The 24,495-nt window shown below is 60.5% G+C and carries 26 protein-coding genes; 14 read left to right on the top strand and 12 right to left on the bottom strand.

What is annotated here, in order from left to right:
* Positions 1–52: 52 nt before the first annotated feature.
* Both groL and FHT85_RS09130 read left to right on the top strand, forming a co-directional pair.
* Positions 53–1,693, top strand: a complete 1,641-nt coding sequence (gene groL, locus FHT85_RS09135; RefSeq protein WP_112335396.1) for a chaperonin GroEL — start codon at positions 53–55, stop codon at positions 1,691–1,693.
* Positions 1,694–2,265: 572 nt separating this feature from the next.
* The gene (locus FHT85_RS09130; protein WP_112335395.1) at positions 2,266–2,724 is read left to right on the top strand and encodes a hypothetical protein; all 459 of its coding nucleotides are present in this window, start codon (positions 2,266–2,268) and stop codon (positions 2,722–2,724) included.
* Between the two features lie 57 nt (positions 2,725–2,781).
* Here FHT85_RS09130 and FHT85_RS09125 read toward each other — a convergent pair whose 3' ends face one another.
* A complete protein-coding gene (locus FHT85_RS09125; protein ID WP_112335394.1) occupies positions 2,782–3,489 on the bottom strand; it encodes a glutathione binding-like protein in 708 nt (235 codons plus the stop codon).
* Positions 3,490–3,699: 210 nt separating this feature from the next.
* Between FHT85_RS09125 and FHT85_RS09120 the strand changes: the two genes are divergently transcribed.
* On the top strand, positions 3,700–4,143 hold the full coding sequence (locus tag FHT85_RS09120; protein ID WP_112409952.1) for a DoxX family protein: 444 nt from the start codon (positions 3,700–3,702) through the stop codon (positions 4,141–4,143).
* Between the two features lie 78 nt (positions 4,144–4,221).
* On the opposite strand, the gene hisG is transcribed toward FHT85_RS09120, so the two are convergent.
* From hisG to hisS, 3 genes are read right to left on the bottom strand one after another with little or no spacing between them, the layout of a single operon-like run.
* A complete protein-coding gene (gene hisG, locus FHT85_RS09115; protein WP_112409951.1) occupies positions 4,222–4,917 on the bottom strand; it encodes an ATP phosphoribosyltransferase in 696 nt (231 codons plus the stop codon).
* Positions 4,917–6,035, bottom strand: coding sequence for an ATP phosphoribosyltransferase regulatory subunit (locus FHT85_RS09110; RefSeq protein WP_112409950.1), 1,119 nt, complete (start codon positions 6,033–6,035; stop codon positions 4,917–4,919). The genes hisG and FHT85_RS09110 overlap by 1 nt, the downstream gene beginning before the upstream one ends.
* Positions 6,035–7,549 (bottom strand): histidine--tRNA ligase, encoded by a 1,515-nt coding sequence (gene hisS, locus FHT85_RS09105; RefSeq protein WP_112409949.1) that lies wholly within the window; start codon positions 7,547–7,549, stop codon positions 6,035–6,037. Before hisS ends, FHT85_RS09110 begins: the two co-directional genes overlap by 1 nt.
* A 125-nt stretch (positions 7,550–7,674) precedes the next feature.
* On the opposite strand from hisS, the gene FHT85_RS09100 reads away from it, so the two are divergent.
* The 3 genes from FHT85_RS09100 (at position 7,675) to FHT85_RS09090 (ending at position 9,094) form a co-directional block, all read left to right on the top strand.
* Complete coding sequence (locus tag FHT85_RS09100; RefSeq protein WP_112409948.1) at positions 7,675–8,202, top strand: 2'-5' RNA ligase family protein; 528 nt, start codon at positions 7,675–7,677, stop codon at positions 8,200–8,202.
* Between the two features lie 206 nt (positions 8,203–8,408).
* Positions 8,409–8,651, top strand: a complete 243-nt coding sequence (locus FHT85_RS30510) for a hypothetical protein (RefSeq protein WP_246779936.1) — start codon at positions 8,409–8,411, stop codon at positions 8,649–8,651.
* Between the two features lie 95 nt (positions 8,652–8,746).
* Positions 8,747–9,094: a DUF305 domain-containing protein gene (locus FHT85_RS09090; protein ID WP_409527327.1), complete on the top strand. Its 348-nt coding sequence runs from the start codon at positions 8,747–8,749 to the stop codon at positions 9,092–9,094.
* 40 nt (positions 9,095–9,134) lie between these two features.
* Here the strand turns inward: FHT85_RS09090 and FHT85_RS09085 are convergent, their stop codons facing one another.
* Positions 9,135–10,019: a LysR family transcriptional regulator gene (locus FHT85_RS09085; RefSeq protein WP_246779935.1), complete on the bottom strand. Its 885-nt coding sequence runs from the start codon at positions 10,017–10,019 to the stop codon at positions 9,135–9,137.
* Between the two features lie 84 nt (positions 10,020–10,103).
* Between FHT85_RS09085 and FHT85_RS09080 the strand changes: the two genes are divergently transcribed.
* Complete coding sequence (locus FHT85_RS09080; RefSeq protein ID WP_112335387.1) at positions 10,104–10,400, top strand: YciI family protein; 297 nt, start codon at positions 10,104–10,106, stop codon at positions 10,398–10,400.
* Between the two features lie 19 nt (positions 10,401–10,419).
* Here the strand turns inward: FHT85_RS09080 and FHT85_RS09075 are convergent, their stop codons facing one another.
* The gene (locus tag FHT85_RS09075; RefSeq protein ID WP_112398751.1) at positions 10,420–11,319 is read right to left on the bottom strand and encodes a LysR family transcriptional regulator; all 900 of its coding nucleotides are present in this window, start codon (positions 11,317–11,319) and stop codon (positions 10,420–10,422) included.
* A gap of 110 nt (positions 11,320–11,429) precedes the next feature.
* Here FHT85_RS09075 and FHT85_RS09070 point away from each other — a divergent pair, with 110 nt between their 5' ends.
* Entirely contained in the window at positions 11,430–12,455 is a 1,026-nt protein-coding gene (locus FHT85_RS09070) for a zinc-dependent alcohol dehydrogenase family protein (protein ID WP_112409946.1), read from the top strand.
* A gap of 56 nt (positions 12,456–12,511) precedes the next feature.
* On the opposite strand, the gene FHT85_RS09065 is transcribed toward FHT85_RS09070, so the two are convergent.
* Complete coding sequence (locus FHT85_RS09065; protein ID WP_112409945.1) at positions 12,512–13,561, bottom strand: aldo/keto reductase; 1,050 nt, start codon at positions 13,559–13,561, stop codon at positions 12,512–12,514.
* Between the two features lie 306 nt (positions 13,562–13,867).
* On the opposite strand from FHT85_RS09065, the gene FHT85_RS09060 reads away from it, so the two are divergent.
* The gene (locus FHT85_RS09060; protein WP_112335383.1) at positions 13,868–14,572 is read left to right on the top strand and encodes an HAD family hydrolase; all 705 of its coding nucleotides are present in this window, start codon (positions 13,868–13,870) and stop codon (positions 14,570–14,572) included.
* A gap of 3 nt (positions 14,573–14,575) precedes the next feature.
* Here FHT85_RS09060 and FHT85_RS09055 read toward each other — a convergent pair whose 3' ends face one another.
* Together FHT85_RS09055 and FHT85_RS09050 are read right to left on the bottom strand one after the other, a co-directional pair.
* Positions 14,576–15,070 carry a hypothetical protein gene (locus tag FHT85_RS09055; protein WP_405047969.1) on the bottom strand — a complete coding sequence of 165 codons (495 nt, stop codon included), beginning with the start codon at positions 15,068–15,070 and terminating at the stop codon, positions 14,576–14,578.
* A gap of 29 nt (positions 15,071–15,099) precedes the next feature.
* Positions 15,100–15,729, bottom strand: a complete 630-nt coding sequence (locus tag FHT85_RS09050) for a DNA-3-methyladenine glycosylase I (protein WP_112409944.1) — start codon at positions 15,727–15,729, stop codon at positions 15,100–15,102.
* Between the two features lie 301 nt (positions 15,730–16,030).
* Here FHT85_RS09050 and FHT85_RS09045 point away from each other — a divergent pair, with 301 nt between their 5' ends.
* From FHT85_RS09045 to FHT85_RS09030, 4 genes are all read left to right on the top strand, one after another.
* Positions 16,031–16,813 carry a L,D-transpeptidase gene (locus tag FHT85_RS09045; protein WP_112409943.1) on the top strand — a complete coding sequence of 261 codons (783 nt, stop codon included), beginning with the start codon at positions 16,031–16,033 and terminating at the stop codon, positions 16,811–16,813.
* Between the two features lie 218 nt (positions 16,814–17,031).
* Entirely contained in the window at positions 17,032–17,730 is a 699-nt protein-coding gene (locus FHT85_RS09040; RefSeq protein WP_112335379.1) for a L,D-transpeptidase, read from the top strand.
* A 302-nt stretch (positions 17,731–18,032) separates the two neighbouring features.
* The gene (locus FHT85_RS09035; protein WP_112335378.1) at positions 18,033–18,704 is read left to right on the top strand and encodes an outer membrane protein; all 672 of its coding nucleotides are present in this window, start codon (positions 18,033–18,035) and stop codon (positions 18,702–18,704) included.
* Positions 18,705–18,780: 76 nt separating this feature from the next.
* Complete coding sequence (locus FHT85_RS09030; protein ID WP_112335377.1) at positions 18,781–19,128, top strand: DUF6881 domain-containing protein; 348 nt, start codon at positions 18,781–18,783, stop codon at positions 19,126–19,128.
* Positions 19,129–19,176: 48 nt separating this feature from the next.
* Here the strand turns inward: FHT85_RS09030 and glcF are convergent, their stop codons facing one another.
* From glcF to FHT85_RS09015, 3 genes are all read right to left on the bottom strand, one after another.
* A complete protein-coding gene (glcF, locus tag FHT85_RS09025; protein ID WP_112409942.1) occupies positions 19,177–20,496 on the bottom strand; it encodes a glycolate oxidase subunit GlcF in 1,320 nt (439 codons plus the stop codon).
* A 215-nt stretch (positions 20,497–20,711) separates the two neighbouring features.
* Positions 20,712–21,911, bottom strand: coding sequence for an FAD-binding protein (locus FHT85_RS09020; protein WP_112409941.1), 1,200 nt, complete (start codon positions 21,909–21,911; stop codon positions 20,712–20,714).
* Positions 21,908–23,347 (bottom strand): FAD-binding oxidoreductase, encoded by a 1,440-nt coding sequence (locus tag FHT85_RS09015; protein ID WP_112409940.1) that lies wholly within the window; start codon positions 23,345–23,347, stop codon positions 21,908–21,910. The genes FHT85_RS09020 and FHT85_RS09015 overlap by 4 nt, the downstream gene beginning before the upstream one ends.
* A 230-nt stretch (positions 23,348–23,577) precedes the next feature.
* Here FHT85_RS09015 and FHT85_RS09010 point away from each other — a divergent pair, with 230 nt between their 5' ends.
* Positions 23,578–24,474: a LysR family transcriptional regulator gene (locus FHT85_RS09010; protein WP_112409939.1), complete on the top strand. Its 897-nt coding sequence runs from the start codon at positions 23,578–23,580 to the stop codon at positions 24,472–24,474.
* Positions 24,475–24,495 lie beyond the last annotated feature (21 nt).

Genomic DNA, 24,495 nt, shown 5'->3' with positions numbered 1-24,495 from the left:
TAAAGCTGACGGGTCTTAAAGCCCGGAAAACGCGAATTCAGGAGTTTCAAACATGGCAGCTAAAGAAGTAAAATTCGGCCGCAGCGCCCGCGAAAAGATGCTTCGTGGCGTCGACATCCTCGCTGACGCAGTGAAGGTCACGCTCGGCCCGAAGGGTCGTAACGTCGTCATCGACAAGTCCTTCGGCGCTCCGCGCATCACCAAGGACGGCGTCTCCGTCGCCAAGGAAATCGAACTCGAAGACAAGTTCGAAAACATGGGCGCCCAGATGGTCCGCGAAGTTGCTTCGAAGACCAACGACGTCGCCGGTGACGGCACCACCACCGCAACCGTTCTTGCCCAGGCGATCGTTCGCGAAGGTGCCAAGGCTGTTGCAGCCGGCATGAACCCGATGGATCTGAAGCGCGGTATCGACCTCGCTGTTGCAGAAGTCGTCAAGGATCTCCAGGCCAAGGCCAAGAAGATCAACACCTCGGAAGAAGTTGCCCAGGTCGGCACGATCTCCGCAAACGGCGAAAAGCAGATCGGTCTCGATATTGCTGAAGCCATGCAGAAGGTCGGCAATGAAGGCGTCATCACGGTTGAAGAAGCCAAGACCGCCGAAACCGAACTCGAAGTCGTCGAAGGCATGCAGTTCGACCGCGGCTACCTCAGCCCCTACTTCGTGACCAACCCGGAAAAGATGATCGCCGACCTCGAAGACGCGTTCATCCTCCTGCATGAGAAGAAGCTCTCGAACCTGCAGGCCATGCTTCCGGTTCTCGAAGCCGTCGTTCAGACCGGCAAGCCGCTCCTCATCATCGCTGAAGACGTCGAAGGCGAAGCTCTTGCGACCCTCGTCGTCAACAAGCTGCGCGGCGGCCTGAAGATCGCTGCCGTCAAGGCTCCGGGCTTCGGTGATCGCCGCAAGGCCATGCTGGAAGACATCGCCATCCTGACGGGCGGCACTGTCATCTCCGAAGACCTCGGCATCAAGCTTGAGTCCGTCACCCTCGACATGCTCGGCCGTTCCAAGAAGGTTTCGATCTCCAAGGAAAACACCACGATCGTCGACGGCGCTGGCGCCAAGTCCGACATCGAGGGCCGCGTTGCCCAGATCAAGGCTCAGATCGAAGAGACCACCTCCGACTACGACCGCGAGAAGCTGCAGGAACGTCTTGCCAAGCTCGCTGGCGGCGTTGCCGTGATCCGCGTTGGCGGCTCGACGGAAGTCGAAGTGAAGGAAAAGAAGGACCGCATCGACGACGCTCTCAACGCGACGCGCGCTGCTGTTCAGGAAGGTATCGTACCGGGCGGCGGTATCGCCCTCCTGCGTTCTTCCACGAAGATCACTGTCAAGGGTGAAAACCAGGATCAGGAAGCCGGCGTCAACATCGTTCGCCGTGCCCTGCAGTCGCTCGTTCGCCAGATCGCAGAAAACGCTGGTGACGAAGCTTCGATCGTTGTCGGCAAGGTTCTCGACAAGAACGAAGACAACTACGGCTACAACGCCCAGACGTCTGAATATGGCGACATGATCGCCATGGGCATCGTCGACCCGGTCAAGGTTGTTCGTACGGCTCTGCAGAACGCAGCTTCGGTTGCTTCGCTGCTGATCACCACCGAAGCCATGATCGCCGAGCTGCCGAAGAAGGATGCTCCTGGCGGCATGCCGGGCGGTATGGGCGGCATGGGCGGCATGGACATGATGTGATAGGCCAACGGCCTCATCACAGGAATGTCCATAAAGCTTCGCCCATGCACTTTTAGTGCTTCAGGCCGCAAAGCGGCCTGAAGTGGCGGCATGGACATGATGTGATAGGCCAACGGCCTTATTACGATTGTTCAATCCGGCATTCCGGAATTGACGAAGGGCGGCCCTCGGGTCGCCCTTTTCGTTTTAGGCCTTACGACTTCAGCCCAAAGCCGCCAAGTTTTGCGGCAGCGCAAATTTACGCAAATTGCCCCATTGTCGTTTTCGAAAAAGCTCTTATAAATCGCGGCGCAGCGATTTTAGAGGGTTAGCTGCAATGCACGCAAATTTTACTTATATTCGGCACGATTAATCGGCGTCTGCACGTGGCTATGATCTTAAGGATTGAGGGGCGCGCGGATTTTTTACTTGAAATGACTTCATAGATTGGATCGCCAAGTCGGACCAAGCATGACGGAAAATGGAAGCAGCAGAGCCGAATGCTCTGCTTTTGATGCGGCATGCGGGAAGACATTCAATCCGGAAGACGCAGGGAAATTTGAATAAAGCGCAAGGGGGGACCTGGCGCTCAAATGGGGATCATCTTGTTCAAGATTGCCAAGGCCGATTTTTCCGCACCGTTTGCGCCGGGCTCATTGGAGTTCGAGGGCCATTACCCCGATCTTCTGGCTCAGTTCTGTGTTTCCGAGGGATGGACGGGCGATCTTTCAAGCGGCATCATCAAACTTGGGCAGTGGGGCACAATGCTGCATGGGCTGAGTTCTTCAGAATGCGGCCTGCTAAGCCTCATGCATTGCTATGATCTGCAGGATCGGGCCCGTATCCTCGATCTTTTCGAGCAGGCGGCTACGGCCAATTCCTGCTTCTGCTATTCGACGACCACGCTCGGCGCAGGTGGTCATCGCCGGCCGGTCTTCTGTGTCGGTGAGTCCGTTGCCGCGGATAAGCAGCATGCCGGCAGCATGGTCGGCGTTTTTCTGTTTCCGCGCTTCAAGCTGGAGCCGGGCAGCCAACTCGCCACCCGGCAGTAAATCACTATCGGCCATGGTCGGCCAAGTTCGCCCGACCAGCTACCGAGTTCAAGCTGATCAATCCCGCTTGGGAATGCTGAGGCCGCGCTGGCTTGCCGGACGTGCCAGAGCGCGATCCAGCCAGGCCATGACGGAGGGGAAGCTTTCGAACTCCAGCACCTCGCGGCCGCCATAGAAAACGTCGACGCCGCGAACCCAGGGAAAGGTGGTGATGTCGGCGATGGTGTATTCATCGTCCATGATCCATTCGCGTCCTTGCAGGCGGCTCTCCAACACGCCGAGGAGGCGCTTGGCCTCATCGCGATAACGCTCGACCGGATAGGAGTTATTGGCGACCTTCTCGGCGGCGAATTTGAAGAAATGACCGAACTGGCCGAACATGGGACCGACGCCTGCCATCTGGAAGAAGACCCATTCGAGGGTCTCGTAGCGCCTGGCAGCATCGCTCGGAATGAGCTTGCCGGTCTTTTCCGCCAGATAGACCAGGATCGCGCCGGATTCGAACAGGCCGATCGGTTTACCGTCGGGGCCATTGGGATCGATGATTGCCGGAATGCGGCCATTCGGGTTCAGCGAAACGAATTCCGGTGATTTCTGATCATTGGTGCCGAAGGAAATCAGATGCGGCTCATAGGGCAGGCCAAGCTCCTCCAGCGCAATAGAGACCTTTACGCCGTTCGGTGTCGGCAGCGAATAGAGCTGGATAATATCCGGATTGCTAGCGGGCCAGCGCTTCGTGATCGGAAAGGATGAAAGATCGGCCATGGGCTTACTCCTGAAGGCTCTGATTTGGCAACTGATTTGCCGCCACAATAGCCGATGGGGCTTGTATGGGAAGAGCTATCTCGGCGGATCATTGTTCAATGATTGTGAACTAATTGTGCGCAGTTGTTTATCTTTCCAACTCCTCAAAAATCACGAATATCCATTTCCAGAGAATAACTGCCACGTGATCCTATTTACTGGAGACCCCTCATGTCCAATAGCAACAACATCATCATTCTTGTGGCGCGCATCCTGCTCGCCTTCATGTTCATCTTTGCCGGTTTCGGCAAGCTGACCGATCCGGCCGGTACTGCGGGCATGATTGCCGGAGCCGGTATGCCGGCCGCAACGCTGCTCACCTATCTTGCCGGCACGTTTGAATTCGTCACCGGCGTCTGCGTCCTCATCGGCTTCCAGGTCCGCATCGTCGGCTGGCTGCTCGCCCTCTTCTGTGTCTTCACCGGCATCGTCTTCCACCTGCCGACGGTCAATGTTCCGGACTTCCCGGCGGCCGCCAATGGTTGGATCAACGGCCTGAACTTCGTGAACTTCCTGAAGAACGTCACGCTGGCCGGCGCTTACATCATGCTCGCCACCAATGGTGCAGGCGTCTACTCGCTCGACGCACGCCGCGGCGCCTACGCCGCCGCCTAAGCGCTGCCTGTCTCCCAAGACAAAAAGCCCGCCGGAATTCCGGCGGGCTTTTTTTTGCATGAACAGGAAACTGAAAAATCAGAGTGCGCTGCGAACGGCCGAGATGATGCGCTGAACCATCGGATCACCCTCGTGGCCTTCCTTGCGTGCCCGCACCAGACAAGCCTGCGAGCGCAGGATGATGCCATCAGACAGGACCTTCAGATGGTTCGCTCTCAGAGTCGAACCGGTGGAGGTGATGTCGACGATGATATCGGCCGAGCCGGCAGCGGGTGCCCCCTCCGTCGCACCCAGACTTTCGACGATACGGTAGAGCTGGATGCCGTGCTGGCTGGAGAAGAACTGCTGCGTCAGCCGCCAATATTTGGTGGCGACCGTCAGCCGGTGGCCATGACGGGCGCGGAAATCGGCGGCGACATCGCCGAGATCGGCCATGGTATCGACGTCGAGCCAGATTTCCGGCACCGCGACGACGACATCGGCGTGACCGAAACCGAACCTTGCGCAGAATTCGACCCGGCGATCGACTTCCGCCATGCCCTCACGCACGAGGTCTTCGCCGGTAATGCCGAAATCGACGCTGCCATTGCCGATCTCTCGCGAGATTTCCGAGGCTGACAGGAAGGCGATCTCGACTCCGTCCCAACCTTCGACACGGCCGCGATAGGAGCGATCGTTACCGACGGCGACGATCGGCATGCCGGCACGCTCGAAGATCGCGGCGCAATCGTCCTTCATCCGGCCCTTGGAGGGAAGCGCTATCGTGATTGTCATCAGGCTGCCCTCGCGGTTTCGATACGGTCGAGCCAGAGCGCGAAGCCGACGGCCGGGATATGATTCTTGGCCCCGAGCAGGGTCATCAGCCGATCGAAGCGACCGCCACCGGCGAGCACCGCGCTCGATCCCTCCACCGTTACTTCGAAGACGAGATCGGTGTAGTAATCAAGCGGACGACCGAAGGCGGCGCGATAATCAATCTTCGAAGCGTCGACGCCGGCTTTGGCCAGCGCCGCCACGCGGGCATCGAAGCTCTTCAATGCGCTCCCGAGCTTCAGCCCTGCAGCGTCGGCAAAACCTGCCAGCGCCGCGGAAGCATCTGCCAGCGGCACGCTCAAGGACAAAAACTCCTCCAGCACGCGGAAGGCCGCATCGTCGAGCCGCGTTTCGGACAGGACCAGCTTCTCGCGAAGGCGCCGGGCGATCTCCTGCGGCGAACGGCTGGCATTGGTGGAATAGCCGGTCGCATGCATAGTGGCGTCGATGTGCTTGATCAGCCCCTGCTCATCGCCGCGATTGAGGAAATCGAGTACGTGCGCATTGAGCCCGGTAACCGGCTGCGGGCTTGCGAGCCGTGCGAGCAGTGTTTCGAGCTGCATCATGTTGCCGAAGGCATGAATCAGCCGCTTCTGCCAGCCCGACGGCAGGCCGAGCGCCTGCACCACCGCCTCGAATACGGCCTGATCACCCAAGGTCACCGAAAGTGCCTTACCGGGCACTAGCCGGCTCAGGATACCGATGGCATCGCCGATGGCGCGAGCGTCAGCGCCGGCCGTGTCGCCATCGCCGAGATCTTCGATGCCGGCCTGATAGAACTCATGACCGCCTTCGCGGCGTTGGCGAAAGATTTCGCCGAGATAGGAATAACGCTTCGGCGTGCCGGTGGCGGTTTCGATATGCTGCAGACAGACCGGAATGGTGAACTCCGGACGCAGGCAAAGGCTGGCGCCGGTGTCGCTTTCGGTCATGAAGATGCGCCGGCGAAGATCTTCGCCGGCCATATCGAGAAACGGTTCGGCCGGCTGGATGATGGGCGTATCCACCCTCTCCGTTCCGCGAACGGAGAATTCGTCCAGCAGATCGCCGGCAAAATTCGGGAGGTTAATCAGGGGCATCAGCCCGCCCTCTTCCGGTCTTCTGCCTGCGCCGCCAAGATAGCCTTGACCTTCTCGACCAGTTCGTCCTCCGGCGCAGTTTCCTGCGCCACGCGAGCCTCACGCCAGCTGGCATTGTCCTCGATCTCGCCGGAAAGCCGCTTGCCCTCGATCAGATCTTTGATCTGGACGACGCCCTGGGCACGCTCGTCGCCGCCCTGGATGATGGCGATCGGGCAGCCGCGGCGGTCGGCATATTTCAGCTGATTGCCGAACTTCTTCCAGTTACCCTGGAACATCTCGGCGCGGATGCCGGCGGCGCGCAGCTGTTGCGTGAGGCGCTGGTAGCGGCCCATAGCATCGACGTCGCCATCCATGACTGTGACCAGCACGGGCTCGATCACTTCGTCCGTGCCGAGCTTGCCGAGGTTCTTCAGCGCCGTCATCAGGCGCGACACGCCGATGGAAAAGCCGGTGGCAGGCACCGGCTGACCCATGAAGCGCGAGACGAGCCCGTCATAACGGCCGCCGCCACCGACCGAACCGAAGACGACCTTCTCGCCCTTCTCGTTGGTGACGTCGAACAGCAGCTCGGCCTCATAGACCGGGCCGGTGTAGTATTCGAGGCCGCGCACGACGGAGGGATCGATCTTGATACGATCCGACTGATAGCCGGCGCTGGTGACGAGGCTGCCGATGAAATTCAGTTCCTCGACGCCTTCGCCGCCTTTGGATGTGCCGGCGACAAGCTCGGCAAGCTGGGCGGCACTTTCGGCATAGTCCTTGATGCCGACGAAGAAGAGCACCTTCTCGATCTGGCCTTGGTCGAGGCCGGCACCCTTGGTGAAGTCGCCGGACTCATCCTTGCGGCCGGGACCAAGCAGCAGCGCCACGCCTTCGGGGCCGAACTTGTCGAGCTTGTCGATGGCGCGCAGCACGTTCAGGCGTTGGGCAGCCTTGTCATCGCCGCCGAGGCCGATGGCTTCCAACACGCCGTCGAGAACCTTGCGGTTGTTGACGCGGATCACATAGTCGCCACGCTTTATGCCCAAGGCCTCCAGCGTGTCAGCCATCATCATGCACATCTCGGCATCCGCCTGCACGCCCGGCGCGCCGACAGTATCGGCATCGAACTGCATGAACTGGCGGAAGCGGCCCGGACCCGGCTTCTCGTTGCGGAAGACGTAGCCGGCGCGATAGGTGCGATAGGGAAGCTGGATCTCGTTGAAATTCTCGGCGACGTGACGGGCAAGCGGCGCCGTCAGGTCATAGCGCAGCGACATCCACTGCTCGTCGTCATCCTGAAGCGAGAACACGCCTTCATTCGGCCGGTCGCTATCGGGCAGGAACTTGCCGAGCGCATCGGTATATTCGAACAGCGGCGTTTCGATGGGATCGAAACCATAATGCTCATAAACGGCCCGGATCTTGGAGGTCATCTCGTTGACGGCGCGAATGTCGGCGGCCGAACGATCGACAAAGCCACGCGGCAGGCGGGCCTTGAGCTTCTGTGGTTTCTTTTGTTTGTCGCTCATCTCTAGGATAATCCGGTATGGGAACAGTCGCGGTTAACTAGCGGATTGGGCCGAATGCGGCAAGGATTGTTATAAGTTAACGGCCGACAAAACCGACAAAAGCCAGAGAAGGCGGCATAGGAACCATGCCATACGCGATCGTCTTGAAATGCACGGATGAAACGGTCACGCCGGTTCTGGATCTTTGGCGGGAGGCAAGCCGCTTCGAAACCGCGCCATCGATGCAAGCACTGAACTATCCGCCGCATCTGACCTTCGCGGTCTATCAGGATATCGCCCTGCCTTCACTTTTCACAGCGGCCCAGAAGGCTTTCGCGGGTGTGCCACCCATATCGGTCGAATTCTCCGGGATCGGCCATTTTTCCAACGAGATGCTGGTGCTTTGGGCACGCCCTACCGACGATCGAGTGCTCAGGCAGATACAGCGCGTCATTCACGACGAGATCGACCCTGCCCTGTGCGACGAGCATTCCCGCCCGGATTGCTGGCAGCCGCATTGCACCGTTGCGATGAAGATCCCGACAAGCGCGAGGGAGGAGGCGCTAGCATGGGCAAAGGCGACGCCTGCGAAGTTCACGCTCATCTTCGACGCGGTGGATTGCGTCAGCTTTCCGCCGGTCGAAATCCTGCAGGACGTTAAACTGCTGTCTTGATCGCCTTCCCATTGTCCTCCGCGGTTGAATTTGCGCTTGCCTTCGCGGCCGGCGCCGCTAGGTTCCCCTTCATGCGCTTGCTTGCGATCCTCTCGATGGTAATTGCTTGGCTGCTCTACGGTGCCATGCCGGTGCTGGCGAGCTGTCCAATCTGTGATTCTGTCGGCGCAATGCCCGCCGCATCAACCATGAGCATACATGAGACCATGGCTGATATGCCTGGCATGGCCAGCCATAGCGATATGGCGCAGCATCAGGAAAAGAAGCCGCAAAACCCTTGTGCAGGTGGCATGGCGCATGTGGCGTCCTGCGCCGCCTGCCTCGCCCTGACATCGACGCTTATGGCGGAAGAAGGCAAACGGGCCTTCTCCTATCCGGCACCTGAGCCCGGACAGCGTCTTGCCGACTCCCGGCCACAACCGACAGCACCCCCTCCCCGTCTCGCCTGACGATCATCTGTATTCAATCGACGAGCGGCTATTCGCTCAATTTCAGATACCGTTCAGAAACGGAGAAAATACCTATGTCCACCTCAAAATCGCTGATGCTTGCCGGCGCATTCGTCCTTGCCATCAGCCTTCCTGCCTTTGCCGACGACATGAAGGGCATGGATATGAGCAAGCCGATGGAAGACCAAGGTGCTTCCAGCAAGGCTTTCAACGACGCCATGAGCAAGATGCACAAGGACATGATGATCCACTACAGCGGCGATGCGGACGCAGATTTCGTCCGAGGCATGATCCCGCATCATCAGGGCGCGATCGATATGGCCAGGATAGAGCTGAAATACGGAAAAGATCCCGAACTGCGCAAAATGGCGGAAGGCATCATTACCGCGCAGGAAAGCGAGATCAAGGAAATGAAAGCCTGGCTAAAGAAGCACGGCAAGTGAACCATCCGGCAAATGGGAGGCGGCATTCGTGCCGTCTCTCTCACGGCTCCCTATGCAATTTGCGGAAGACTCCATCCAGCCAATCGGAAACTGTACGGATACGAACAAGCTGACGAAGTTCGGCATGGATAAGCAGCCACATCTCGCGCGTCGGCGGATTTGTGTCACCAGTGTCGACGCGGCAAAGATCTCCCGCATTCTCCGCCAGGATTTTCGGCAGGAGCGCGCGCCCTAATCCTGCAGCCGCAGCCTGGAGCAAGGCTTCGGCATCATTGACCGCAACCGGGCTAGAAAGGTCTGACTTTTTTGCCTGTGCGGCGATCCAGCGGGCATGCGGCAGATGCGACATCGCCTCCTCATAGACGATCCAGGGTAAATTTTCGACGTGGCCCTCCCGTCCCGCGGCGACGTAAACGGCATAGTCCAGGGTCGCGATCCGTCTCGCGACGACCCTGCCATTCGTCATATCGGCCGGCCTTGCGAGGCGCAAAGCCATATCCGCTTCGCGCCGAGTCAGGTTGAAATTTCTGGAATCGCCGATGAGTTCCAATTGCAGCCCGGAATGCTGCGCCAGCAGGCTGGGCAGCGAGGGGATCAACAACCGGCTGATGAAGGATGGCGCTGCGGTAAGCCGCACCTTGCCGAGCGCCATGGGATTTGCCGCATCCAGCGCGCCTGACAGCGCCATGACTTCGGCCTCGATCGCCTCGGCCTTTGCGACCGCGATCTCGCCCGTCGGCGTCGGCGACAGGGTGCCGCCTGCATCGCGCGAGAACAGCGCCGCGCCGAGGCGGTTTTCCAGAATACGCAGACGGCGACCGACCGTCGTCGCATCTGTGCCAAGCACCCTGCCGGCAGCAGCGAAGGACCCACCCCGCGCAAGCGCCAGAACGTGGCGCAGATCGTTCCAGTCGATATCGTGCAATTTTGCAGCTCCTGACGGCAAACTTACTGCGTGTATCAGCACTATTGCAGCCGTAGACTGGAAATATCCAGCAAGGAGATGACGATGACCCTGTTCGCAGTTCTGTTCGAGGACGACCAGCAAAACGCGGCCGCGATCCGCAAGGAGTATCTGCCGCGCCACTTCGCCTTCCTAAGGGCGAATGCCGCGTCCATCCGAACGGCCGGACCGCTCAGCCGCGAGGGTGACGCTTTTGCCGGCGGCCTGTGGCTTGTCGAAGCTGAGACCGCCGATACAGTCGACCGTCTGGTGAAGGAAGATCCATTCTGGGCGGCAGGCCTACGCAAATCCGTGCAGGTCTTCATCTGGAACCGGGTATTTGCGGAGCGCGCACTTCTTTGACAGGAGTATCGCTACCAGCTCAACCCATGACCGCAGGCAGTCGCGCGGCGAGCAGATCGATGACCACGCGCATCTTCAGCGAAAGCTGCGGCACCTGCGGCCAGACGGCGTAGACGTTGACGGGCCGGCTGGAGACATTGAGCACCTGCATGAGCTTGCCTGCGTGCACATAGCCTCGTACCAGCCAGCAGGGCAGCCACGTAATGCCCATCCCGGCGGCGGCCGCATCCGCAATGACCTCCAGGTCATCCAGACGTAATCGCGTCTGCGGAAAATAGTCGACGGCCGCACCGTCGTCCTGCAGAAAGGTCCATCTCTTGGCTTCCCCCGATCTCGCATAGACGACGAGATCGTGGCTATCGAGATCGGCAATGGTCTGCGGCGTACCTCTAGCAGCGAGATAATCCGGCGAGGCGCATAGCGTCATGCGATGGAGGGCGATCTTGCGGGCAGCAAGGCCGGCTTCGTCCCGCAACACGCCATTGCGAATGGCGAGATCGAAGCCCTCGTCGAAAAGGTCGACCACGCGATCACTGAAGGAAAGGTCGAGTTCAAGCTTGGGATGGACACGCGCCAGTTCCAGCAGCAGCGGTGCAGCACAGCGGCGACCGAAGAGCACCGGCATGGAGATGCGCAGACGTCCCGTAACCTCGCGCTTGCCCGATTCCAGCATCGCCTCGCCGGACTGTATCTCGTCCAGCGCCCGGCGGCAGCGCTCGTAGAAAGCTTGCCCCTCATCCGTCAGACTCTGCATGCGGGTCGTGCGGTGAAACAGGCGCACATTCAAGCGTCCCTCCAGCTTCGCGATCGTCTTGCCGATCGCCGAGCGCGAGAGATTCATGCGCGCCGCCGCTGCCGAAAAGCCGCCGGCCTCGACCGCCTCCACGAATTCGGGAATGCCATTGAGCATATCGTTCATGATGATTGCTTCCTCTAAGGAACCAGTTAGCGGAAATAATATCGCCACTGGCGACCAGAAAGCAACGATATGTTCCGTCCATTGCTTTCAATTCCTCTCAGGAGATCATGATGACGAAGACCATGAAGCGCTGGACCCTCGAGACGATCGCCGTCGGCGCTCCGTTAAACCTTGCGGAAACCGCAATTCCCTCGCCTGGGGCTGGCGAGGTGCTCGTGCGGGTGAAGGCCGTGTCTTTGAATTATCGCGACAAGCTCGTGCGCGAAACCGGCATGGGTCTACCCATCCAATTTCCCTTCGTGCCGGCTTCCGATATGGCCGGTGTGATCGAAGCGGTGGGAGACGATGTCACCAGATTTGCCGCTGGTGATCGGGTCATGTCGACCTTCCATCCCGGCTGGATCGATGGCAAGCCGCTCGGCGATGCCCGCACACCACCCTACAGGACGCTGGGCGGCTTCTATCCCGGCGTGCTCTCCGAATATGTCGCCATGCCGGAGGACTGGCTCGTCTCGGCGCCCCAGAGCCTTGATTATGCCGAGGCAAGCACCTTGCCTTGTGCCGGTCTCACGGCCTGGTTCGCGCTGGTGGAGCGCGGCAAGATCAAGCCCGGCGATAGCGTGTTGGTGCAGGGAACGGGCGGCGTTGCGCTGTTCGGGCTGCAAATCGCCGCAGCACAAGGCGCCGAGGTGTTCGTGACTTCCTCCGGAGAGGAAAAGCTCGAACGGGCCAAGGCTTTGGGCGCTCATCACGGCATCGACCGCAACAAAAGCGATTGGGTGGAAGAGGTCTATCGCCTCACCAACGATCGGGGCATCGATCATATTTTCGAAATAGCCGGCGGGCCGAATTTCGCCCAGTCGCTGAAGGCGGTGGCGCCGCAAGGCCGCATTTCCGTCATCGGCGTCCTTGAGGGCTTCGACATCTCCGGTCCGGTGGCACCACTGCTGTTGAAATCTCCCACCGTGCAGGGCATCAGCGTCGGCCACCGCCGCTCGCTCGAAGATTTCGTGCGTGCCGTCGACAGCATCGGCCTGAAGCCCGTCATCGACCATCGCTATGCCCTCGGCGAGGCATCCGCCGCCTTCGATCATCTCGATCGCGGCCCCTTCGGCAAGATCGTCATCGAGCTCTAACGTGGAGTCGGGCCGCTGCGAAAAGCTGGCGGCCCGACCTATGATGTCAGCTGATATCAACCCTTCGGCTCGAAGGGCTGCGGCACGCGCTGGGCGCCCTGGCGAGCCAGCATCCAGCCGGGATATTCGGGCGCTAGCGCGCTGACGTCATCGAGCTTGGCCATGTCGTCGGCATCGAGCTTCAGCTTGACGGCGGCAAGATTCTGGTCGAGCTGATCGAGACGCTTGGCGCCGATGATGATGCTGGTGACGAAGGGCTTCGCCAGGATCCAAGCAAGCGCCACGGTGGCGACACTGGAGCCGTGCTTTTCCGCCACTTCGCGCATGGCGGCGACGCAAGCCCAGGCGCGGTCCTTGTCGACAGGCGGGAAATCGAAGCTCGCACGCCGTCCCTCGCCATTGCCGGGAGCGCCCGGACCATACTTGCCCGAGAGCAGACCACCTGCCAGCGGCGACCAGACCATCAGCCCCAGCTTTTCCTCAGCCATGACAGGCACGATCTCGCGCTCCAGATCGCGGCCTGCGATGGAATAATAGGCCTGCACCGTTTCGAAGCGGGCAAAGCCGCGGCGTTCGGAAATACCGAGCGCCTTGGCGATGCGCCATGCCTGCCAGTTGGAAACGCCGATATAGCGAACCAGACCGCGCGAAACGAGATCATCCAGCGCCCGCAGCGTCTCGTCGATCGGTGTCACGATATCCGTTCCATGGATCTGATAGAGATCGATATGATCGGTCTGCAGACGATCCAGGCTGGCCTGCACGGAGTCCATGATATGACCGCGCGAGGCGCCGCGATCGTTCGGCTTGTCGCCCATGACGCCATAGACCTTGGTGGCGATGACGACATCCTTACGGGGAACGCCGAGGTTCTTCAGGGCCTGGCCGAGCAGCTTTTCGGAATTGCCGAAGGAATAGACGTCGGCGGTGTCGATGAAATTGACGCCGGCAGCAAGCGAGCCTTCTACGATCTTGTCGGCCAGCGCCTGGTCAACATCGGCGATCGAGCCCCAGGGAGTGTTGGGATTGGCTTCGCCGAAGGTCATCGTGCCCAGGCAGAGTTCGGAGACGAACAGGCCGGTATTGCCCAGTTGATTGTAACGCATAGGAGAAATTCCCTTGTGGTCAGCCGGAAGACGCTTCCGGCCGGTGAACGCTTATCTTTTAGCTATGGATTGGCCTCGGCACGGCAGCCGCTGTCGGCGCTGCCCTGGGGAGGTCATAAGACAGTCGTCGAGGCCGGGGCTCTGGCTCCGCGGCAATCGAGACAACAAGCACATAATGCACCCGAAACCATTTTCAACGCGAGACCTCGGGCCGATCACGATGCGGTGACCGACGCATGCTCTTGCGTCGAGGCGCGCGCGGATTAGACTCCGGTTTTTATCTGATGCGCAAAACGGACACACCCGATGACGCAACGCCCCCTAACGACAATTGGCTTCGACGCCGACGACACGCTCTGGCAGAACGAACAGTTCTACCGGCTGACGGAACTGCAATTTACCGAGCTACTTGCCGATCACGCCCCAAGCGACGTCATCTCCGCACGCCTGTTGGAGGCGGAGAAGCGCAATCTTCGTCACTACGGCTTCGGAATAAAGGGCTTTACCCTCTCCATGATCGAGACGGCCATTGAGATCACCGAGGGCGAAGTGCCATCGACCGTCATCGCCCAAATCCTCGATATCGGCCGCGATCTCCTTGCCCATCCCGTCGAGACACTGCCGCATGTGCGCCAGACGCTGGAGGCCCTCTCGGGAAAATATCTGCTGGTGCTGATCACCAAGGGCGATCTTTTCGATCAGGAGCGCAAGCTTGCGCAATCCGGGCTCGGCGATCTCTTCGATGCCGTCGAGATCGTCTCAGACAAGAACGCGTCGACCTATCGCCGCATCTTCTCCAAGGTGGGGGACGGGCCGGAGCGGGCGATGATGATCGGCAACTCACTGAAATCGGACATCGTGCCGGCGCTCGCTGCCGGCAGCTACGGCGTCTTCGTGCCGCACGAGCTCACATGGTCGTTCGAGCATGTCGAGGAACCGACAGACGCACCGCGTTTCCGCAAAATCGGTCATCTCGGCGAGCTGCATGACGTGATCGAAGCGTTGCAGTAATCCCTACTGCCCCTGCTTGGAACGGGGTGGAAACAGCATCGGCCCCTGGTCCTTCTGCTGATCGGCCGGCGCCTGCTGCGCGGCCGGCGGATTGGGATCGATGAGGATCTCGTATGGCGCGCCGAGACCGCGCCGGCGCGTGACGCGCGAATAATAGGGCTTGAGCAGCCAGGTCGTATCCTCATTGAGGGTCACGTCGGCGGTATTGCCGTCTTCATCCGTGCCGAAGAAGGATTCATCCCCGCTCGACGAGAGATCGAAGATCGCCATATAGGCGTACTTGCTCTTGGAGCTGAAAGTGATCCGCACATGCTGACCCTTCTTCAGCGGCAGCATGTAGACCTTGCCCTTGCCGAACTTCGTCCAGCCCGTCAGCCTCTCGAGAACGGCCGGCAGGGCGATCTTCTCAAGCTTTTCGCCACGGTCGAGCTGCGGCAGCTGCTGTTGCTGGGTATCACTTTGAGCATGGGCGCCTGCGGCGCCAAAAAGCGCAACCATCGTCAGCGAAAGACCGAGAAGCACAGCTCTCACGGCCGCACCAATGCGCAACGCATCGCCTCCACCTCTTTCCGGCAATAGCAGCCTTCGATGTGGTCGTTGACCAGGCCCATGGCCTGCATGAAGGCATAAACTGTGGTCGGGCCGACAAAGGTCCAGCCGCGTTTCTTCAGATCCTTCGAAATCCGCACCGAAGCCGCCGTCGTCGGATTTGCGCGAAGATGGGCAAGGTCAAAGATCTCCGGGCGCTCGGCAGCGGTCGGCTCATGGCTCCAGAAATAGCGGGCGAGCGAACCGAATTCGTCGCGCAGCTCGATGGCGCGATTGGCATTGTTGATGGTGGAGACGATCTTGCCGCGATGGCGGATGATGCCGGCATCGGCGAGGCAGCGCTCGATATCCGCATCTCCGAACTTGGCGACCTTCTCGAAATCGAAGCCGGCAAAAGCGGCGCGGAAATTCTCGCGCTTGCGCAGGATCGTCAGCCAGGAGAGGCCCGACTGGAAGCCTTCGAGGCAGATTTTCTCGAACAGCCTGATGTCGTTGACGACGGGCCGACCCCATTCCTCGTCGTGATAGTGCTGATACTCCGGCAGATTGCCGTGCCAGAAGCAGCGGTCCTTGCCATCTTCACCGGTGATGATGCCCGTTTCGGCCATTTTCGCGATTCGTCCCCTATTTCAGCACGCGCTACCGGAAACCGGTAAGCCACTATCGGATAAATTGAGATCAATCAAATGCTTAAATTCATAGACTGACTTCGACGACCGCGCATTCCGATTCATGATTTACCACTTGCAAACCATCTTTCCAAACCAGGCGGTAACCCTGACAAAGCTTTATCGGCTTCGCGGCATTTTGATGAATAGATGTTTACCATTCGCTCGCGTGCAAGTGGCACCATTGTTTCGACCGGGTGCTTCGCGCCCATCTTCGGCCCATGTGTAGAGAGTTTGTCCGATGATGAAACATGCCGTTCTGTGTGCCGCCGGCGCCCTGAGCCTGCTTGCCTCCACCGCCTTTGCCGACGATCGCTATCAGTCGCGCCCGCCTGTCATCGTCAGTCCCGATCTGACCGCCCCCTGGGTGATGCAGCTCGGTGGCGGCAACGTGCAGCCGGTCGTCTATCCCCGCCCAATGGCGCGGCGCGCAGTCGATCCCAGAATGGAGCAGCCGGCCAATCCGCAGGTGCGTCAGGTCGTGCAGCCGCGCGGGCTGTTTGCGCGCCCGGCTGTGCAGCAGGTCGCCATGGCCCGCCCGCAATATCCGGCAGTCCGGGGCCAGATCGATCCGCAGTTCCTGCCGCAGATCGTCGACTACCAGACCAAGGAAAAGCCCGGTAGCATCGTCATCGATACCAACGACCGCTTCCTTTATCTGGTGATGGATGACGGCAAGGCGCGGCGCTATGGCGTCGGCGTCGGCAAGCCGGGCTTCGAATGGGCCGGCGCCCACACAGTTACCCGCAAGCAGGAATGGCCGGATTGGACGCCGCCGGCCGAGATGATCTCACGCGAAGCCGCCAAGGGCCATTATCTGCCGGCGCACATGGAAGGCGGGGAAGGCAATCCGCTCGGCGCACGCGCCATGTATCTCGGCTCCACCCTCTATCGCATCCATGGCACCAACGCCCCCTGGACCATCGGCAATGCCGTCTCCTCCGGCTGCATCCGCCTTCGCAACGAGGATGTCATCGATCTCTACAACCGCGTAAAGGTCGGCACCCGCGTCACCGTCATGTAATCTCGAAAAAAGTCCCACCCTGTGCGCGATACTACTCCATTGGAGGGGCAGTATTCGCCGCATGGGAAAACCCTCCACTATAGTTCAGACTATAGTCTGATCGGCGACAGACAAGAGGGCAGTTCTTCCTGAACGTACCCAACATTGGTCATTTTGATCTTGATCCCTTCGTTGGTTCCGGTAATTTCCTACCGGATTCAACGAGGGGAATGCCAATTATGAAAGCAGCATTGTCGATCGTGACGGCAGGTGTCGTCGCGGCGTGTCTTCTTGCAGCATCGAACGCAGCAGCCTTCACCGCTTCGACACCTATTACGGCGCCGGTCGCCCGCACCGACGTGATCCGGGTCGCAATGGAGCCGCAGGGCCAGGTGAAGCCGCAGTTCCAGCGGCGGATGGTGCGGCTGGCGACGAACGAGGAGCCGGGCACCGTCATCGTCGACACCAACAACAAGTATCTCTACCTCGTCGAAGGCAATAACCGCGCAAGACGCTATGGCATCGGCGTCGGCCGCGATGGTTTCGGCTGGTCCGGCGTCGTCAAGGTCGGCCGCAAGGCGGAATGGCCCGGCTGGACGCCGCCGCCGGAAATGATCGTTCGCGAAGCCAAGAAGGGCCACAAACTGCCGGCCTACCAGGAAGGTGGCGAGGACAATCCGCTCGGCGCACGCGCCATGTATCTCTATCGCAACGGCAACGACACCGCCTTCCGCATCCATGGCACCAACCAGCCCTGGAGCATCGGCCTTAACATGTCCTCCGGCTGCATCCGCATGATGAACAAGGACGTGATGGATCTCTATGATCGCGTCCCCGTCGGCACCAAGGTCATCGTCGTTGGCCCCGGCAACAAGCAAGGCGAAGTCAGCTATCAGGATCGCGGCGTCGATGTGCTGAGGACGCTGTTCGGCGGCTGATAGAATCCGACCCGAATCAGGCACCAACATAGCGGGCGCTCTTCCCTGGCATGACATCATTCGCGCCGGGGAAGGCGCCCGTATCGCTTGCAATAGTTTATTGCGTGCAGGCGCGGATGGAGACACTGTTGCGCCGGTGTTACAGCCTGAAACTTATCACGATGTCCCGCCGAAAAATGGCTCGTCGCCTTCAGTTTACCGTCAGTTTTCCCGCCTAAGCCGTGCCTGTTCACCCATGACTGCAATAGAAGTGTCATGGAAGCACGCTTAGATGGCAGCACTTTGGCATCCGGGGATTTCATATGCATCGTGCATTTCGCATCAAGCAGCCGGCCCTCGCCGCGCTTGCGACTTCCGCATTCATCTTTGCCGCAAGCTCTGCCTCGGCCGAGATGCAGTTTTCCGCTTACGGCGGCATACAGGGCGCAACGGGCAGCAATGTGACCACGTCGGACGGCGCTGATTTCGACCCCAACTGGTCCGGAAAATCCTTCAAGATGCCGCCCTATTTCGGCTTCCGCGGCATCTGGTGGCTTGACCAGTTCGACAAGCCGAACTGGGGCGTGTCGCTCGATTATACCCATGCGAAAGTCTATGGCGATCTCGGCAATACGCCCGGCTGGTCGCATTTCGAGTTCACCGACGGCCTGAACATGCTGACGCTGAACGCGCTCTACCGCTTCCAGGATCCGAGCCGCAACTGGACGCCCTATGTCGGCCTCGGCGCCGGCATCAACGTGCCGCATGTCGAAGTCACCCGCTCGTCGGGCACGACCTTCGACTACCAGTTCGGCGGCGCTTCGCTGCAGGCGCAGGCGGGCGTCAGCTACCAATTCGCCAAGCATTGGTCGACCTTCGTCGAATACAAGGGCAACTACAACTTCGTGAACAACGTCTCGATCGACAGCGGCGACACGCTGAAGACCAAGGTTTTCACCCACGCTCTCAACTTTGGCGTGTCGTTCAACTTCTGACGTTCCTCAGGCTGAAGTCGCAATCGATCCCTCAAACCGGTTCAGGCATGGGGGGTCTTGTGCTATGATCCAACGCATGAGCTTCTCTTACTATCGTTGCGACTGGATCCATCCGGAAAACGAGGAGCCGGTCATCGTTTATTATGAGGTCGATATCGCCGGCGATGTTCCGCGGCTGATCGATGTGTTTGCCGATGGTCGCCGGCAATGCATGTCGGTTGTCGATTTTACTGCAGTGGGACGTGACATGCTGGAGATCACCAGCCTCGTCGAAGGCTCATTTTACGATGGCATTACCGGCCTGGTGGATGGCATTTTCTTCGAGGAAGGGCAGGATCGCATCAGCATGACGCGCATTGCCGCCGATCGGTTCGAAGTCGAATGGCAGGCTCATCGCCTACCCGCGCCGGACAAGCTGCATTAGTACGCAATTCCGGACGGAAAACCGCTCTACACTTTTCCCGGAAATGCTCTAAGCGGCGGCCGGCTGCAGGCCCTTCAGTTTCACAGGCATTTCGCCGCCATAGGCCCAATCCAGCAATTCCACCGTATGCAGGATGGGAATGCCCGTTCCCGTCGCGATCTGCGTGATGCAGCCGATATTGCCCGTCGCGATGATATCGGCTTTCGTCGCCTCGATGTTTCTGACCTTGCGCGCCTTCAACTCGGCCGAAATTTCCGGCTGCATGATGTTGTAGGTGCCGGCCGAACCACAGCACAGATGCCCTTCCGCCGGGTCGCGCACCGTAAAGCCCGCGGCTTTCAGCAAGAGCTTCGGCGCCATGGTGATCTTCTGCCCGTGCTGCATGGAGCAGGCGGAATGATAGGCGACCGCGATGCCGCGCGGCATATGCGACGGGAGATCCAGGCTTGCGAGATATTCCGTGATGTCCTTGGCGAGAGCTGAAATCCTCGCAGCCTTTTCCGCATAGGCCGGATCGAGGCGCAGCATATGCCCATAGTCCTTGATCGTCGTGCCACAGCCCGACGCGGTGATGATGATCGCGTCCAGCCCTCGGGCCTCGATCTCACGCAGCCACACATCGACATTGGCGCGGGCAGCTGCGAGCGCCTGTTCCTCGCGGCCCATGTGATGAACCAGCGAACCGCAGCAGACCTCCCCTTCCGGCACCACGACCTCAACGCCGAGGCGCGTCAGCAGGCGGATGGTGGCTGCGTTGATTTCGGGATCGAGCACCGGCTGGGCGCAGCCCGTCAGGATCGCCACGCGACCGTGGCGCTCGGCCTGCGCTACATGCAGCCCCGGTTTTGCAAAAGGCGACGGCGCGGGAATGCTGCGGGGCGCGAGATCGAGCATGGCGGCGAAAGCCTTTAAGGCCGGAACGCGTCTCAACAGCCCCTTGAACGGCCGGCCAAAATTCGCAAGCCGCAAGGCCAGCCGGAAACGGCCGGGATAAGGCAAGACGGCTGCCAGCACATTGCGGGTCAGCCGATCCATCAGCGGGCGCTTATAGGTGTTCTCGACATGGACACGCGCATGGTCGATCAGGTGCATATAGTCGACACCGGACGGACAGGTCGTCGTGCAGGCTAGGCAGGACAGACAGCGATCGATATGCGTCACCACCTCGGCATCGGCTGCCCGACCGTTTTCTAGCATGTCCTTGATGAGGTAAATGCGTCCACGCGGACTGTCGAGTTCGTTGCCGAGCGTCACATAGGTAGGACAGGTGGCGGTGCAGAAGCCGCAATGCACGCATTTGCGCAGGATCGCCTCGGATTCGGCCACATGCGGGTCGGCAAGCTGTTCGGGCGTGAAATTGGTTTGCATTTACCCATGTCCCCGTTCGAGCAAGACCGCGCCCCTCATCTGGCCTATCGGCCACCTTCTCCGCGTTTTGACGGGGAGAAGGGGATTGGCGCATCCTCCGTCACTTCTCAACCTCTCTCGAGCCGATAAGCCGCCGCAAACGAGGTCGTCCCCTCGTCCCGCCCGCGGGGAGAGAGTTAGGGTGAGGGGCCATCGCCGGCAGGAACCAGATTTCATTACGCCATCTTCCCCGGATTGAAAATTCCGGCCGGATCGAATTTTTCCTTCACGCGCGCAGACAGCAGGGCCACGGCTTCGGGTTGCGGCTGGAAGGCCTGCGTCGTCGCACGGTGGGCAGGGGTGGCGCGCATCAAGGTGGCATGTCCGCCGCCCAAGGCATGAATGTAGCGCCTGAGCACATCACCTTCCGGTCCGGCTTCCATGCGCATCCAGACGAGCCCGCCCTGCCAATCATAATAGGCATCCACGCCTTCTTCCAGGCGAAGTGCTGCGACGAGCTGGTGGCCGATACTGGGTGCCACGGACACACGCCAAACGGGGCGCGTCGTACCATCGGCATAGGGCTTCACATTGCGGATTTCGCGCCAGAGCCTGCGGCTGTCATCCTCCTCAAGGCGCTTCACCGAGCCGAGCCGGCCCATGGCGGCAGCAAGCTTTTCACCCCGGACCGAGACGGAACCCGGAAGACCCTCGACGCGCAGCACAGTCGCCTCCCCCTGCGGCAGCTTGCCGTCGAGAAAAGACCAGGAGACGGTCAGCGGCAAATGGGCGGCGCCCGATACCTCGAGCGGCAGAGCCATGGCCGCGGCCATCGCATTGGCGGCCTCCGCATCGTTGAGACCGGAGAGAACGACCGTCTCCTCTGCCTTCGGCTTCGGCGGCACGCGGAACGTTACTTCGGTCAAAAGGCCGAGCGTTCCGTGCGAACCGGCCATCAGCTTGACGAGATCGAGACCGGTGACGTTCTTCATCACCCGCCCGCCAGCCTTGACGATCTCGCCCTTGCCATTGACGAAACGGACGCCGAGCAGGCTATCGCGCGCCGCACCGCTGACGAAACGGCGCGGGCCAGAGACATTGGCTGCGAAAATGCCGCCGATCGTCGGCTCGCCTTCGGTTGCCATCAGCGGCCTGTGATCCATCGGTTCGAAGGCCATCATCTGGCCGGCCTCGGCAAGAGCGGCCTCGATCTCGGCGGCCGGCGTGCCGGCGCGGGCCGTCATCACCATCTCCCCTGGATTGTAGGCGACGATGCCGGTCAGGCCAAGTGACGAGAGCACCGCTTCGGACGGGACCGCATTGCCGAAGCCGGATCGCGTGTTGCCGCCGACGATTGCTAGGGCCGCGCCGCGTGCCATATGATCGCCGATGATGGAGGCGGCTTCCTCCTCGGTTCTCGGATGAAGTTCGGTCATGCGGCGTTGCGTCCGTCGAGCGGGAAGACCTTGGATGGGTTAAGTATCCAGCCGGGATCGAAGGCTGCGCGCACCGACATCATCTGCGCGAGATCGACATCGGCATATTGGTGGCGCATCAGGTCGCGCTTCTCGATGCCGACGCCGTGCTCGCCGGTGAGGCAACCTCCGGCATCGACGCAGAGCCGCAAGATATCGTTGCCCGCCGCTTCCGCCTTGGCGGCATCTTCGGCGTCGTTGGCATTGAAGAGAATCAGCGGATGCATGTTGCCGTCGCCGGCATGGAAGACATTGGCGACACGCAGACCATAGCCCTCAACGATCTCGCCCGTCTTCTTCAGCACATAAGAGAGCTGGCTCAGCGGCACGGTTCCGTCCATGCAGATGTAATCGGCAATGCGGCCGGTGGCGCCGAAGGCCGACTTCCGGCCCTTCCAGATCAGGGCCGCCTCGGTTGCCGACTGGCATTCGCGCACGGTCCTGACCTTGTGAGTGCGGGCAATGGCGACGATGCTCGCAAGCATATCGTCCATTTCCGCCTCGGAGCCTTCGACCTCGACGATCAGGAGAGCTTCGACATCGAGGGGATAGCCGGCCTTGGCGAAGGCCTCGCAGATTTCGATCGCCGGCTTGTCCATGAATTCGATCGCGACAGGCACGATGCCGGCAGCGATGACATCGGCGACGCAGGCGCCCGCCTCTTCGGAACTGTCGAAACCGAAGAGTACCGGCCGGGCGCCCTCCGGCTTGGCGATGAGCCGCACCGTTGCCTCGGTGACGATGCCGAGCTGGCCTTCCGAGCCGCAGACCAGACCGAGCAGATCGTAGCCCGCCGCATCTAGCCCCTTGCCGCCGAGATCGATGACGGTGCCATCAGTCAGGACAAGCTTGACGCCGAGGAGATTATTGGTCGTGACGCCGTATTTCAGACAGTGCGCACCGCCGGAATTCATGCCGATATTGCCGCCGATGGTGCAGGCAAGCTGCGAGCTCGGGTCAGGCGCGTAAAAGAATCCGTCGGCCGAGACGCTTTCGGAGACATGCAGGTTCGTCACCCCCGCCTGCACGGTCGCCGTGCGATTGGCGTAATCGATATCGAGGATGCGGTTCATCTTGGAGAGGCCGAGGACGACGGCATCTTCCTGGGGTATCGCGCCGCCGGAAAGCGAGGTGCCGGCGCCGCGCGGAACGACGGGAATGCCGTAGCGATGGCAATATTTCATGACCGCAGCCACTTCCGCTGTCGAGCGCGGCAGGGCAACGGCGAGCGGCAGGCGGCGATAGGACACGAAGGCGTCGGTTTCGAAGGGCACGAGTTCGCGCGGCTCGTGGATCAGACACTCCGGGGCCAGCAGATCGGTCAAATCGGCGACGATCGCACCTCGGCGCGCCAGAACATCCGCACGCGGCTCCAGAAATGAAATGGCCTCGGCCATGCCGTCCTCCTCCTGCACCCGTCGGATACAGCCCCTTTTAGAGCATGCTGCCGAAAAGTGTGATCGGTTTTCGGACGACATCATGCTCTACTTTTCTATTCTAGAGCGGATTCAGATTTTAGGTCGATCCGACCTAAAATCATCCGGCTCTAGGTGCATTATAGGCTTAGCGCTTTCCCAAGTTTGGAGCAAATGATAAGCACTTATTCCAAAACAGGGAATAATTCTGCATGACCAATTTGGGAGATCTCGAAATCTTCGCCAGCGTCGTGGCGACCGGTAGCATGTCGCTGACGGGTCGTGCTCTCGGTTTTTCGCCGGCCGTCATTTCCAAGCGCATCAAGCGCCTTGAAGACAGGCTCGGCACCCGGCTCCTGCAGCGCACCACACGGCAGATTTCGCTGACGGAAGCGGGCCAGGGCTTCTACGACCGCGTGCTCGCCATCCTCGCCGGGCTGGAAGAGGCGGAAGCCTACATTGCCGGGCGCTCCTCCCAGATGCACGGCACGCTGAAAATCTCCGCCCCGACGTCCTTCGGCCGTCTCCACATCGCGCCGCATCTGAAATCCTTCATGCAGGCCCATCCCGAACTGGCGCTCAACCTCGTTCTCAGCGACGAATTCGTCGATATCGTCGGCGGCGGTTTCGATCTTGCCATCCGCATTGCCGAGCTGACGGATTCCAGCCTTGTCGCGCGCAGGCTGGCGCCGGTGCGCCGTGTGCTCTGCGCCTCCCCTGCCTACATCGATGCCCATGGCATGCCCGAGGATATCGACGATCTGCGCCGGCATATCTGCCTACCGGCGCACAATCTCGATCCGTGGCGGTTGGAGGGGCCGAAAGGCAGCCTGATCTTTCGGCCAGAGGGCAGGCTCATCACCAATTCCAGCGAGGTCGTACGCGAAGCCGTCATTGCCGGCCTCGGCATTGCGCTGCGCTCGACCTGGGATATCGGGCCGGAACTGCGCGACGGCCGCCTCGTCCAGGTGCTCCCGGCCTATGAGGGCTCGCACAACGTCACGCTTTCGGCCGTTTACCCCAGCCGACAATTCCTGCCGGCAAAAGTGCGCGTCTTCATCGATTTTCTGGCGGAACTTTACGGGCCTGTTCCCTATTGGGAGCGATGAGAACCCTTTTGAGGATCGAGG

Source organism: Rhizobium sp. BK312, assembly GCF_014193605.1.
GTDB lineage: Bacteria > Pseudomonadota > Alphaproteobacteria > Rhizobiales > Rhizobiaceae > Rhizobium.
Note: the sequence above shows the minus strand (reverse complement) of the source record. Positions and strands in the feature narration are given on the sequence as shown.